At 51.0% G+C, this 12,514-nt stretch carries 10 protein-coding genes and 3 pseudogenes; 8 read left to right on the plus strand and 5 right to left on the minus strand.

The features are described from left to right. Positions 1-332: 332 nt before the first annotated feature. Both zwf and O3W44_RS02795 read left to right on the plus strand, forming a co-directional pair. Positions 333-1,808 (plus strand): glucose-6-phosphate dehydrogenase, encoded by a 1,476-nt coding sequence (gene zwf, locus O3W44_RS02790; RefSeq protein ID WP_269291913.1) that lies wholly within the window; start codon positions 333-335, stop codon positions 1,806-1,808. Between the two features lie 200 nt (positions 1,809-2,008). Further along, positions 2,009-2,646: pseudogene (locus tag O3W44_RS02795) on the plus strand (bifunctional 4-hydroxy-2-oxoglutarate aldolase/2-dehydro-3-deoxy-phosphogluconate aldolase). Between the two features lie 37 nt (positions 2,647-2,683). On the opposite strand, the gene O3W44_RS24880 reads toward O3W44_RS02795, so the two are convergent. After that, entirely contained in the window at positions 2,684-2,998 is a 315-nt protein-coding gene (locus O3W44_RS24880; RefSeq protein WP_442954657.1) for a hypothetical protein, read from the minus strand. A 24-nt stretch (positions 2,999-3,022) separates the two neighbouring features. Next, positions 3,023-3,924: pseudogene (gene purT / locus O3W44_RS02800) on the minus strand (formate-dependent phosphoribosylglycinamide formyltransferase); the annotation flags it as partial. Between the two features lie 102 nt (positions 3,925-4,026). Between purT and O3W44_RS02805 the strand changes: the two are divergent. Both O3W44_RS02805 and O3W44_RS02810 read left to right on the plus strand, forming a co-directional pair. After that, positions 4,027-4,683 (plus strand): tellurite resistance TerB family protein, encoded by a 657-nt coding sequence (locus tag O3W44_RS02805; RefSeq protein WP_269294351.1) that lies wholly within the window; start codon positions 4,027-4,029, stop codon positions 4,681-4,683. A 117-nt stretch (positions 4,684-4,800) separates the two neighbouring features. Continuing rightward, a pseudogene (locus O3W44_RS02810) lies at positions 4,801-6,872 on the plus strand (prolyl oligopeptidase family serine peptidase). On the opposite strand, the gene exoX reads toward O3W44_RS02810, so the two are convergent. Together exoX and O3W44_RS02820 are read right to left on the minus strand one after the other, a co-directional pair. Then, positions 6,856-7,524: an exodeoxyribonuclease X gene (gene exoX / locus O3W44_RS02815; protein ID WP_269291914.1), complete on the minus strand. Its 669-nt coding sequence runs from the start codon at positions 7,522-7,524 to the stop codon at positions 6,856-6,858. The pseudogene O3W44_RS02810 and the gene exoX sit on opposite strands and share 17 nt — an antisense overlap. Beyond that, positions 7,524-7,757, minus strand: coding sequence for a DNA polymerase III subunit theta (locus O3W44_RS02820; RefSeq protein WP_269291915.1), 234 nt, complete (start codon positions 7,755-7,757; stop codon positions 7,524-7,526). The genes exoX and O3W44_RS02820 overlap by 1 nt, the downstream gene beginning before the upstream one ends. A gap of 151 nt (positions 7,758-7,908) precedes the next feature. On the opposite strand from O3W44_RS02820, the gene copC reads away from it, so the two are divergent. The 4 genes from copC to O3W44_RS02840 all read left to right on the plus strand — a co-directional run bounded on the left by copC (position 7,909) and on the right by O3W44_RS02840 (position 11,207). After that, the gene (gene copC, locus O3W44_RS02825) at positions 7,909-8,283 is read left to right on the plus strand and encodes a copper homeostasis periplasmic binding protein CopC (RefSeq protein ID WP_269291916.1); all 375 of its coding nucleotides are present in this window, start codon (positions 7,909-7,911) and stop codon (positions 8,281-8,283) included. Between the two features lies 1 nt (position 8,284). After that, positions 8,285-9,160: a copper homeostasis membrane protein CopD gene (gene copD / locus O3W44_RS02830; RefSeq protein WP_269291917.1), complete on the plus strand. Its 876-nt coding sequence runs from the start codon at positions 8,285-8,287 to the stop codon at positions 9,158-9,160. Between the two features lie 39 nt (positions 9,161-9,199). Continuing rightward, a complete protein-coding gene (locus tag O3W44_RS02835; RefSeq protein WP_269294352.1) occupies positions 9,200-9,541 on the plus strand; it encodes a YebY family protein in 342 nt (113 codons plus the stop codon). A gap of 1,399 nt (positions 9,542-10,940) precedes the next feature. Next, the gene (locus O3W44_RS02840; protein ID WP_269291918.1) at positions 10,941-11,207 is read left to right on the plus strand and encodes a hypothetical protein; all 267 of its coding nucleotides are present in this window, start codon (positions 10,941-10,943) and stop codon (positions 11,205-11,207) included. Positions 11,208-11,377: 170 nt separating this feature from the next. Here the strand turns inward: O3W44_RS02840 and O3W44_RS02845 are convergent, their stop codons facing one another. Continuing rightward, positions 11,378-12,340, minus strand: coding sequence for a glycoside hydrolase family 43 protein (locus O3W44_RS02845; RefSeq protein ID WP_269291919.1), 963 nt, complete (start codon positions 12,338-12,340; stop codon positions 11,378-11,380). Positions 12,341-12,514: the final 174 nt, after the last annotated feature.

A 12,514-nucleotide genomic window follows, 5' to 3' on the forward strand; every position in this document is an offset into this window, starting at 1 on the left:
TGCTGTCGCCCGACATAATTAACAGCGATTATCCTGCGTTAACGAGCGCAACGCGCAATGTCGGATAAGTTCGACACGGTTTTTTTTGACATAATTTACCCCGTATTGGGGCTATGCCAGACAATATCTGACACATAAAAGAGAGCGGAAATCGCACGCGTCACTACACGCGAAGCCGCAATCCAGTACAGAGTAACTTTTGACGACCACAGCGAGTCGGTTTACCTGACTCGGCGAAAAAAGTACATTGTGCTGAAAGAAAATTACAACATGGACCCGGTTGCTGAGGACGCATCGCCACCGGGCCTATATCCTGCAACGAGGAGAGGAAAATGGCGGTAACACAAACAGCCCAGGCATGCGATCTGGTTATTTTCGGTGCCAAAGGCGATCTTGCACGCCGGAAACTGTTGCCTTCACTGTATCAGTTGGAAAAAGCAGGTCAGATTCATGAAGAGACCCGCATTATTGGTGTAGGCCGCGCGGAATGGGATAAAGAGGCTTACACCAAAGTTGTCCGTGAAGCACTGGAAACCTTCATGAAGGAGAAGATTGACGAAGCACTGTGGGATAAGCTCAGCAGCCGTCTCGACTTCTGCAACCTCGATGTTAATGACACGTCGCATTTTCCTAAACTGGGCAAAATGCTCGATCAAAAAAGCCGCACAACAATTAATTATTTTGCCATGCCGCCCAGCACCTTTGGTGCCATCTGTCAGGGCCTGGGGACTGCGAAGCTCAACGCCAAACCAGCGCGCGTCGTGATGGAAAAACCGCTCGGAACCTCGCTGGAAACCTCGCAGGAAATCAATGACAGCGTGGGTGAATACTTCGAAGAGAGCCAGGTTTTCCGTATCGACCATTATCTCGGCAAAGAAACGGTATTGAATCTGCTGGCGCTGCGCTTCGCCAACTCCATTTTTGTTAACAACTGGGATAACCGCACCATTGACCATGTGCAGATCACGGTTGCGGAAGAGGTGGGTATTGAAGGCCGCTGGGGTTACTTCGATAAAGCGGGTCAAATGCGCGATATGATCCAGAACCATCTGCTGCAAATCCTCACCATGATTGCGATGTCGCCGCCCTCTGATCTCAGTGCAGACAGCATTCGTGACGAAAAAGTAAAAGTCTTGCGCTCGCTGCGCCGCATTGACCAAACCAATGTGCGCGATAAAACCGTGCGTGGTCAGTACACCGCAGGCTTTGTGCAGGGCAAAAAAGTACCAGGTTACCTGGAAGAAGAGGGCGCGAATAAAAGCAGCTCCACTGAGACCTTCGTGGCTATTCGCGTCGATATCGACAACTGGCGCTGGGCGGGTGTGCCGTTCTATCTGCGTACCGGTAAACGTCTGCCAACCAAGTGTTCAGAAGTCGTGGTTTATTTCAAAAATCCTGAGATGAACCTGTTTAAAGACTCCTATTCCGAGTTGCCGCAGAACAAGCTGACGATCCGTTTGCAGCCGGATGAAGGTGTTGATATTGAAATTCTGAATAAAGTGCCGGGCCTGGATCACAAACATAAGCTGCAGACCACCAAGCTGGATCTGAGCTATTCAGAAACCTTTAATCAGTCTCACCTGGCAGATGCCTATGAACGTCTGCTGCTGGAAACCATGCGCGGCATTCAGGCCCTGTTTGTGCGTCGTGATGAAGTGGAAGCTGCATGGACCTATGTTGATTCCATCATTAATGCATGGGCGGCTGACGGTGACTCTTCTAAACCGTATCAGGCGGGCACCTGGGGACCGGTGGCCTCCGTGGCGATGATCACCCGTGACGGACGCTCCTGGAATGAGTTTGAGTAACTGACTGAATTGGCCCGCCGCGTGCGGGCCTTTTTGTATCTCGTATCTGATGATAAAAATGAACTGCCGTTTCAAAAAATGCGCTGCTCAATAGACGATCGTTAAGCCGATCATGTATGGTAGTTACGCGATTTACAGGATTGGGATCGAAACTCCCGCGTCGGGCCGCTAAGCCCGGCATTCTCAAGCAAGGGGAAGTGATGAAAAACTGGAAAACGAGTGCTGAACAGATTCTGAAAACCGGACCTGTGGTACCGGTTATTGTGGTTAACAAGCTGGAACACGCTGTACCCATGGCAAAAGCCCTGGTTGCAGGTGGGGTAAAAGTGCTGGAAGTGACGCTGCGTACACCGGTAGCGATGGATGCATTACGAGCGATGATCAAAGAAGTACCCGAAGCGATTGTTGGCGCGGGGACGGTGATTAATACTCAGCAGTTACAGGAAGTGACCGAAGCGGGCGCCCAGTTTATTATCAGCCCTGGCATTACTGAATCTTTGCTGAAAGCCGCCGTGGATGGCCCGGTTCCGCTGATTCCTGGCATTAGCACCGTATCTGAACTCATGACCGGGATGGATTACGGCTTGCGTGAGTTTAAATTCTTCCCGGCAGAAGCCAACGGCGGTGTCAAAGCACTGCAGGCAATTAGCGGTCCGTTCCCACAAGTTCGCTTCTGCCCAACCGGGGGATTTCGCCAGCGAACTATCGTGACTACCTGGCGCTGAAAAGCGTGTTGTGCATTGGCGGTTCGTGGCTGGTGCCTAACGATGCGCTGGAAGCGGGCGACTGGGATCGTATTACACAACTGGCGTGCGAGGCAGTAGAAGGCGCGAAATAGAGTATTCGCGGTGAGCAAAATGCTCACCGCATGGGGATTATCCCTGAACGGTTATCGAAGCGGCGCTGGCAACGGCGCGTGCAATTGCCTGGTCCGTGGTTTCGCCGCTGGCCAGTGCGACACCTAAGCGGCGTTGCCCCTCTATCTCTGGTTTACCAAACAAGCGCACCTGCAAACCTGCACCTAAGGCAGCTTCCACATTAACGAACTGCGGGTTCTGGCTGGTCAGCTGGGGCAAAATAACCGCAGAGGCAGAAGGGCCATACTGACGAATGCCGCCAACAGGAAGACCGAGAAAGGCGCGGACGTGCAGAGCGAATTCAGAGAGATCCTGCGAAATCAGCGTCACCATGCCGGTATCATGGGGACGGGGCGAAACCTCACTAAAGATCACCTCATCACCACACACAAACAGCTCCACGCCAAACAGGCCGTAACCCCTAACGCTTTAACCACCTTTTCTGCAATATCCTGTGCCTGCTGTAAGGCTGCATCGCTCATCTGCTGCGGCTGCCAGGATTCGCGATAATCGCCATCTTCCTGACGATGCCCAATTGGCGCGCAGAAGTGAATACCGTCTACGGCACTGATGGTGAGCAAGGTAATTTCAAAGTCAAACGTCACGACGCCTTCAACGATAACGCGCCCGGCACCTGCGCGGCCGCCCTGTTGCGCGTAATCCCAGGCTTTATCCAGCTGGCTCGCTTCACGAATAAAGCTCTGACCTTTGCCGGAAGAACTCATTACCGGCTTAACAATGCAGGGGAAACCGATCTCCGCTGCCGCAGCATCGAAACTGGCTTTGCTGTCGGCGAAACGATAGCTGGAGGTTGGCAGCGATAACGTTTCCGCAGCAAGACGGCGAATACCTTCACGGTTCATGGTCAGACGCGCAGCGCGCGCGGTCGGCACCACACGCTGACCTTGCTGCTCCAGCTCGATGAGTTTTTCTGTGGCGATGGCTTCGATTTCAGGCACCACATAGTCAGGTTTTTCCTGTGCGATTAATGCGGCCAGCGCATCGCCATCAAGCATATTGATGACGTGGCTACGATGTGCAACGTGCATGGCAGGCGCATCAGCGTAACGATCAACCGCAATGACTTCCACACCCAGACGCTGACACTCCAGCGCCACTTCTTTACCCAGTTCGCCTGAGCCTAACAGCATGACACGCGTCGCAGCAGGGCGCAGCGCAGTTCCCAGAGTCGTCATAAATTCACCTAAGCAATCAAAATGCGCGCGCAGTATAAACGAAAACGTTTGCGTTCTCACCATTCCGCGTAGGGAGCGTGCTTTTTCCTTACTTTTCCTGCTCTGACGTTTCCTGACATCTGTTTCGGCAGGATGAAGAGTTAACGAAACCAACAGGAGTGGATGATGAACAACTGGTTGCAACAAATTCAGTCAGTTTTAGCGAAAAAGAGCGGTGACGGAAAATCTTCAGGCGGTTTAAGTGATATGCTGGCACCCGGCGCACTGGGTGGCCTGGCAGGCATGCTGATTTCAAGTAAGTCGTCACGTAACCTGTTAACGAAATATGGCAGCAAAGCGTTAATCATTGGCGGTGGTGCAGCAGCAGGCGCGGTGTTGTGGAATAAATATAAACAGCGCGTGCGTGAAACCCATCAGGATGAACCAACGTTTGGTGTGGCGCAAACGCCGGTTGATCTTCGCACTGAACGGCTGGTCACTGCGCTGGTCTTTGCGGCGAAAAGCGACGGACATATTGACGATCAAGAGCGTGCTGCCATTGAACAGAATATTCATCAGGCCGGTTATGGTCAGGATGCTGAGCGACTGATTCAACAGGCAATGAACCGTCCGCTTGACCCGCAATGGCTGGCAAAAGATGTCAAGAACGAGGAAGAGGCGCTGGAGCTCTATTTTCTGAGCTGTGCAGCAATAGATGTCGATCACTTTATGGAACGCAGTTACCTTTCCGCATTAGGCGATGCGCTGAAAATCCCACAGGATGTCCGCGACGATATGCAAAAAAATATTGTTGAGGAAAAAGCCCGCCTGCCTGCCGGTTAATCAATATCTGGCCACAACGTGTGGCCTTTATTGCCGTTCCGTTTATCTGGCTACGCCTGGCAACTTTTCTTATAGATGCCACGCTTACAGATCATTACTTTCACGGAGACGGATGTCATGAAAGCACCCATCGCAAAAAAAATACCTTACGAAATGTCGCTGCATGGTGAAACGCGCGTGGACAATTACTACTGGCTGCGCGATGACAAACGAGAAAACAGCGATGTTCTCGACTACCTGCGTGCCGAAAATAATTACGGCAGGAAAATCATGGCCTCGCAGCAACCGCTGCAGGATCGCATCCTTAAAGAAATCGTAGATCGGCTGCCGTCGCAGGATCATTCTGTACCTTATGTGAAAAATGGTTATCGCTATCAGAGCCGTTATGAGAGCGGAAATGAGTATGCTGCTTATTACCGACAGCCCGCCGGCAGTAGCGAAGAGGATGCGTGGACGCTGCTGCTTGATGCTAACCAGCGCGCTTCGCACAGCGAGTTTTATACCATGGGCGCGTTGCATATCAGCCCGGACAACAATGTCATGGCGCTGGCTGAGGATTTTTTATCACGTCGGCAGTACGGTATCCGCTTTCGCAATTTGCACAGCGGCAGCTGGTATCCCGAAGTGTTAACCAATGCCTCTTCAAGCTTTGCCTGGGAAACGACTCACGTACCGTTTATTACGTGCAAAAACATCCTCAAACGCTGTTGTCTTATCAGGTCTGGCGTCATGAGCTTGGCACGTCACAAGCGGACGATCAGTTAGTTTATGAAGAAAAAGATGACACCTTTCACCTCAGCGTGCATAAAACCACGTCCAAGCAATTTATTCTGATTGCGCTGTACAGCACCACAACCAGTGAAATTCAGCTAATTGATGCGGGCTTTCCCGATGCGCAGCCGCACATATTTTTACCGCGCCGCAAAGATCATGAATACAGCCTTGATCACTACGATCATGAGTTTTTTATTCGCTCCAATCGCGACGGAAAAAACTTCGGGCTGTACCGTACTCGTTATCTCGCTGAATCGCGCTGGGAGACAATTATTCCGGCCCGCGAGCATGTGGTGATGGAAGATTTCCAACTTTTTCGCGACTGGCTGGTTGTCGAGGAGCGTCAGCGCGGGCTGACCAGTTTACGTCAGATGAACTGGGCTTCGGGTGAAGTCAGCGGCATCGCCTTTGACGATCCTACTTACGTGACCTGGTTAGCGTATAATCCTACCCCCAAAACCAGCAAGCTACGGTATGGCTACTCTTCAATGACCACGCCAACCACGCTGTTTGAGCTGGATATGGACACCGGCGAACGGCGGATCCTCAAACAGAGTGCTGTGGGCAATTTTGAGCCTGATGATTACAAAAGTGAGCACCACTGGATCAAAGTCAGTGACGGCACTGAAGTCCCTGTGTCACTGGTGTATCACCGCAAACATTATCAACCGGGTCAGAACCCGATGCTGGTTTATGGCTACGGCGCTTACGGCAGCAGTATGGACGCAGACTTCAGCGTCAGTCGCTTAAGTCTGTTGGATCGTGGGTTTGTCTATGCACTGGTGCAGGTGCGAGGCGGCGGGGAGCTGGGCCAGCAGTGGTACGATGGCGGCCGACTGCTCAATAAACTAAACAGCTTCACAGATTTCATTGATGTCACTAATGCGCTGGTTAAACGCGGTTTCGGTCATCCTGAACGTTTATTTGCCATGGGCGGCAGTGCAGGGGGATTACTGATGGGCGGGGTGATTAACAGGGCGCCGCAACGTTTCTACGGCGTTATTGCCCAGGTGCCTTTTGTGGATGTTGTTACCACCATGCTCGATGAAACCATCCCGCTCACCACGGGAGAATATGACGAATGGGGTAATCCTCATGATGAGGAGTATTACCGCTATATCCGCCAATACAGTCCCTACGATAATGTCGAGGCAAAAGCGTATCCGCATCTGCTGGTGACTACCGGTCTGCACGATTCACAGGTGCAATACTGGGAACCCGCAAAATGGGTTGCGAAGCTGAGGGAACTGAAAACTGACAATAACCTGTTACTGCTTTGTACCGATATGGACTCAGGTCACGGCGGTAAATCGGGCCGTTATAAAGCGTATGAAGGGGTGGCGATGGAGCTAACGTTTCTGATTGCGTTGGCGCAGGGCACGTTACCCCCGCCCACGATTACTGAGTCTGGCTGAGATATTTACGCAGCGCCTGCCGCAGAGGTGGGCGCAAATCCTTCACGTTATCCAGCATCCACTTTAAATAGCCCGGATCCTTACGGGCGATCGCAGCCACAGGCTGACCACGATATTTACCAAAAGGCAGCACATCATCTTGTGGCGTGGCGGGCTGGCAACGTTGCATCATCTGTGCGGCATCCCAGCCTGAGGTTTCCATAATGCGCAACAACAGCGCGGCGGTCACGTAGCAGTCGTAGAGCGCGCGGTGGGCATGTAAATCCTCAGGCGGTGTGACGTCAAGCTTAAGGCTGTGGCGTAGCGCCTGGTTGCCATATTTGATTCCGGGCCAGAGTTGACGCGCTAACGTCATGGTACAAATCCACTCGCCATGCATCTCCGGTAACATGCGACGATCAAAACTGGCATTGTGTGCCACATAGAAGGCGCTGCCATGATAGCGTTCAATTGCCTGTTCAATGGTGGGTTTACCGCGCACCATGGCCTCAGTGATACGATGCACTGCCATCGCCTGACGGCTGATAGGGCGGTCAGGTAAAATCAGATCGCTCATTGGATTCACGATCTGCCCGTCAATCACGTCGACTGACGCGACCTCAACCACGCCGCCCTGCAAGCCGCAGGTTTCGGTATCAATAACTCGTAACATTATGATTTCTGCTTCGGTTCGTAAGGCAGGCGCGAGAACCCAAGCGACGCCTGACGATAATGCATTAAACGCTGACGGAACCAGTCGCGCAGAGCTTCTGGCTGTTCACTGACCACCATTTCCGGGATCACAGGCATGTTATAACGTTCTTTAAACGCAACGCCCGCTGCGGCCAAATCAACATTCACTTTGTCTTTTTCTTCCTGCGACAGAAGAGCAAGGTTATGACTCATGGTGTTCTCCTGATGTTATCGGGCAAAAGTAATGTTTTCCCCGGCCTGAATCAAGGGTAAAGGATCGCACCGCTGGTCTCGACACCTTAAAAACAGCAGCGTATCCTTGCGCCACATTTGCACTATTTGCTGTTGTTAACAGGATGATCTCATGCAGAAAACCCTTATTTCAGGTGCGGTAATTTCCCTGGTGTTTGCGGGTGCGTTTTTCAGTCCCTTCGCCAGCGCCCATGCGCATCTTCGCTCATCTGAGCCAGCCGCGAAAGCGGACGTAATGCAGCCGCAGACGTCGTTGACGCTGACCTTCACAGAAGATGTCGAAGCGGCATTCAGCGGGGTAGAGATTGTAGATGCGCAGCAAAAAACGGTAGCGAGTGATAAAGCCATTCTGGACAGTAAACAGCACAGTAAGTTGATTGTGAATTTGGCTCAACCGCTAGCCACAGGCAGCTATCAGGTTAACTGGCATGTGCTGTCAGTTGATGGCCATAAAACGAAAGGAAGCTATCGCTTCAACGTGAAATAACGTGACGACGCTGTGGATCCTGCTACGCCTGCTGCACTTTGTCGCTGTAATGGCGCTTACCGGAAGCGCATTTTACACCGCATTGCTGGCACCTGCACGTTATCGTCAGGCACTGGCCGCTACGTTGCACCCCCTGATGCTGTTCAGCAGCTGGCTGGCATTGTTAAGCGCGTTGGTGATGTTAGCTGCGCAAAACGTTTTGATGAGTGGCGACTGGCACAATCTCAGTGACACCACGGTCTGGCTGGCGGTGCTTAACACCCGGTTCGGCGCAGTATGGCAATGGGAAATTGGGTTTGCACTGGGCGCAGTGGTGGCGTGGCAGTTAACAGGCAGATTACGCCAGCAAGCATTGCTTGTGTTTGCACTGTTGCAATTGTTTTGCCTGGCATTCACCGGTCATGCCGCGATGCATACCGGCGTATCAGGATTGCTGCAGCAAAGTAATCACGCGTTGCACCTTATCACGTCCTCTTTCTGGGCAGGCGGATTAGTGCCGTTGCTGCTGTTGATGCAGGAAGCGCGGCAGATTGAACGGCGAACCGACGCCATTCGCACCATGATGCGTTTTTCCCGCTATGGTCATTTAGCCGTAGCGTTAGCCTTGCTGACTGGCTTAATCAACAGCATGTTAATTGCGGGTTGGCCCTTAACGTGGCGCGATAATTTCTACATTAGGTTGCTGCTGTGGAAAGTCATACTGGTTGCCCTGATGGTGCTGGTGGCGCTGTTTAATCGTTACTGGCTGGTGCCACGATTCCGTCTGGCTGGCAGCGGTACGCAACAAAAATTTATTCGCATGACACAACTTGAATTATTGCTGGCATGCGGGGTGGTTGGCCTGGTCAGCGTGTTAGCCACGCTATCGCCAGCCTGAGTTTGAACAAAGTAAATGAGTACAAGGTAGGCTATTTTGCTGAAGAAAGTGATCCCTGCAATCCTGGTATTATCCGTATGTGGTCAGGCGCTGGCGGCCCAAATTATTACTGTCAGCCGCTTCGAAGTCGGTAAAGATAAGTGGCCCTTTAATCGCGAAGAGGTGATGCTAACCTGCGAAAAAGATGGCTCGCTGTTTGCTATTAATCCCGGTACGCTGATGCAATATCCGCTTAACGATCTTGCCGAAGCGCGACTGAAAGCCGGGCAGGTAAAAGCCCAGCCGATCAGCGTGATTCAGAGTGAAGATAAAGCCAATCCGGGCAAAATGATGAGTCTGCAACCCATCGTTGAGCGCACCCAGGCGTTGTGCGATAAGTAGACGTTGGCGGGTGTGGCATGACGCTGCACCCCGCTTCAACCATTTCTGCCGTCCTGATCACAAACTGCTCTGCTTTTATCCGCTCTGAGACGAGTTGGCTGGAAAATCTCCAACCCTGTTCTAATCTTAACAGGCAAGGCAAAACTGCCTTCATTAATGCCAACTTTTAGCGCACGGCTCCTTGAGAGCCATTTCCCTGGACCGAATATAGGAATCGTATTCGGTCTTTTTTTATGCGTCTGTTTTGTAAGTGGTTTTAGTGTGGCTGCATGAGAATCACACGAAATTTACTACAAACCTTATGAGGCTCGCCATTGAGCGGGCTTTTTTACGAAACGGCTAATGTACTGACCACCTGCTATCAAACTGGCAGCGCAACAGCACGGGCAAAACAAGAACCATAGATAAATATTTTTTTCATTTTTACCTGGAAAGTGAGAGAGCTGTTTTGCGTCAGTAAAGTGCGATCTGCTTCCCCAGCGGACGGAGGGGCGATGGCTGTTAAATAAATCGCAGTTCGCAGAGTGTTTTACTGTGTAACCGCTTCAGTGGAAATAACGCATCGTGCCACTCGTATTTGTATGTAAAATGATCAGCGGGGATAACCCTGATTTTGGTGGTGGAATATAAAAAGTATTGGCAGCATGAGCCATCTCTGCATTAGGTTTTTCAGCGCATGCAAAAGATAACCCATTCACAGCTAACTTTTTAATAAAGTAAAGAGAGCGGCGGATGGGGATGGACAGTTCAGTAAACAGATAATAATTGAATGCCCAGCCCCATCGGCGAGCAGCACAATCCTTATTGTCACAGCAACCTACGATGTCGGCAAAAGTTCGGGAGCTTTCGTTTTCAGGGCTAATAAAGGTCCGGACGCAAGGCTTAACTGGATTGCCTCACCGTTCAGGCACAACGGCTTTTCGTCTGATATTATTGCTGGATATAAATCTGGGTCCACTATGCCAGATGGTCAATTTTTCCTTACTGTTATGAAAAGCGGCAAGGTAAAAGCAGGTGTGAACAAAAACGGAATGTCTGGCGTTCAAAAAATCTTATGTAATGTCGTATTACCTGATTAATTTATTTTTTAGAAAAAATAAACCGACCCGCTCTGGCGGGTTTTTTATTGCCTTAAGAGCTCATGAGCTGGAAAGATCGCCTGGTGCCTGCTTTGTTTCGCGGTGCGCCATTCAAAGTCGATGCGGACGAGGAGACAACCTTAATTCCGCCAACGAAGCCTGCGAGTGTGAATGCACCAATGAGCTTAAGCAATCCGTACTGTAAGGAGCCACTCTGTTGCGTTTAATTTTTCATCATGGCGGCTGATTAGGTTTCTCCTATCCCAATGAGAAACAATACCGGCTGGCGAGTAACCTTCCATTATGGAAATAATCTGCGCATGACTACATACCGCGTAAAAGTGGGTTTTCATAACCCTACAGGCCTGACTTTCAGGCAACTTGATGAGATTCTGGAGCCGCAAAGATTCTGGAGAACAGAACCTCATGATGGAAAGTTCCGTTATTACATGGAGTACGAATATGAATCAGACGTAAGAGATCTCTGTGAAGTCTGTGAACTGGCATACTCGCAAGCATGTAAGGTGAGGAAGTGTCCCTTGATTCTTGTGGAAGCTAAAACGCTGAAGATTGCCGCAAAAGAATAAGACCGTTACTCCACGGATTAGCGCCTGTTCACAAGGAAAATAGCATTGGCAATTGTTTGTTTACCGCTATCGGAAACGGCGATATCTCTGTTAATGAACAGGCTTAATATCCAGTCTGCACCTTTCTGCTATCGGAGATATTATGCCTGCTGCGGCTGATCACCGGCGCATTACGGCCCGCTATACAGGTTTTGAGCAGGTGGGACACCGAAATCGGGCATACCGTCGTCGCGCCAGTGGAAATATTTCAGACGGGTATGGCGACTCGGATCCCAGACCCCATCGCCTCTTCTCCCGGTATGGTTGCGCGTATGATAGACCATCACGTGCCGGCCATGCTCATCCAGGGTAAAACCGTTATGTCCTGGGCCGAACTGCTTGTTTTCTACAGAGGTGCTGAATACCGGACAGGGCGATTTTTGCCAGTTGCTGCGCTGTAGCAGATCGGCATCTTTATCAATCCACAACAGGCCCATGCAGTAATTTTCATCAGTGGCGCCGGCGGAATAAGAAACAAACAGGCGATCTCCATAGAGCAATGCCGCTGGCGCTTCATTAACCCCCACCTCTGCATTTTCCCATGCCAGCTCGGGTTGGCTAATCATCACAGTCTGGCCCTTGAGCGTCCAGGGATTCTTCTCCAGTTCAGCCAGATAAATACAGGTATTAGCCGCGACAAAAGGATCTTTCTGCGCCCACAGATACCAGTGTTTGCCCTGATGAACAAAATGAGAGCCATCCAGGGAAAAGGTATCATAAGGGGTAAAAATCCGGCGGCAGGCCTGCCAGTATCCGGTTAAGGGATCGTCGTCATCGCAGACCAGTGCATACATACGATGCTGGAATAAACCATTGATGTAACCGCAGGCAGGGGCGGCAGCAAAATAAATCACCCATTGCTCACCAAAACGGTGTAGTTCTGGTGCCCAGATGAGTTGGCTGTAGGGACCCCTGTCCGGTTTACGCCAGACTGTAACAGGTTTTGCCTCACGAAGGCCCATCAGCGTATCCGCGCGTCGAATTTCCAGACGGTTATATTCCGGGATCGATGCGGTGAAATAGTAATGTTGTTCGGTACGCAAAATAAAAGGATCTGAATTTTGCATAATGAATGGGTTAGGCCACGCTGTCATTCTGTACACTCCTGACGAGAGTGCCTGAGTGTTTAGCAGCCTCGATTTATCTCTCACCTTTGCCGCTATCGACCCGTTAGAATTAACGTTCGTTATCACGCCTCTTCACGTTAGCTGACAGTCATTGACCGGGCTAACCGGTCCAAAAAAAAGTATCGAATATAAGACGGCATA

This window comes from Pantoea sp. LMR881 (assembly GCF_027157825.1).
GTDB lineage: Bacteria > Pseudomonadota > Gammaproteobacteria > Enterobacterales > Enterobacteriaceae > Pantoea > Pantoea haifensis.

Excerpts from the sequence above, each read along its gene's own strand:
- zwf (WP_269291913.1), top strand. The coding sequence starts at position 333 with ATGGCGGTAACACAAACAGCCCAGGCATGCGATCTGGTTATTTTCGGT.
- O3W44_RS02805 (WP_269294351.1), top strand. The coding sequence starts at position 4,027 with ATGAACAACTGGTTGCAACAAATTCAGTCAGTTTTAGCGAAAAAGAGC.
- O3W44_RS02845 (WP_269291919.1), bottom strand. The coding sequence starts at position 12,340 with ATGACAGCGTGGCCTAACCCATTCATTATGCAAAATTCAGATCCTTTT.
- O3W44_RS02820 (WP_269291915.1), bottom strand. The coding sequence starts at position 7,757 with ATGAGTCATAACCTTGCTCTTCTGTCGCAGGAAGAAAAAGACAAAGTG.
- O3W44_RS24880 (WP_442954657.1), bottom strand. The coding sequence starts at position 2,998 with ATGGTGACGCTGATTTCGCAGGATCTCTCTGAATTCGCTCTGCACGTC.
- O3W44_RS02840 (WP_269291918.1), top strand. The coding sequence starts at position 10,941 with ATGACTACATACCGCGTAAAAGTGGGTTTTCATAACCCTACAGGCCTG.
- exoX (WP_269291914.1), bottom strand. The coding sequence starts at position 7,524 with ATGTTACGAGTTATTGATACCGAAACCTGCGGCTTGCAGGGCGGCGTG.
- copC (WP_269291916.1), top strand. The coding sequence starts at position 7,909 with ATGCAGAAAACCCTTATTTCAGGTGCGGTAATTTCCCTGGTGTTTGCG.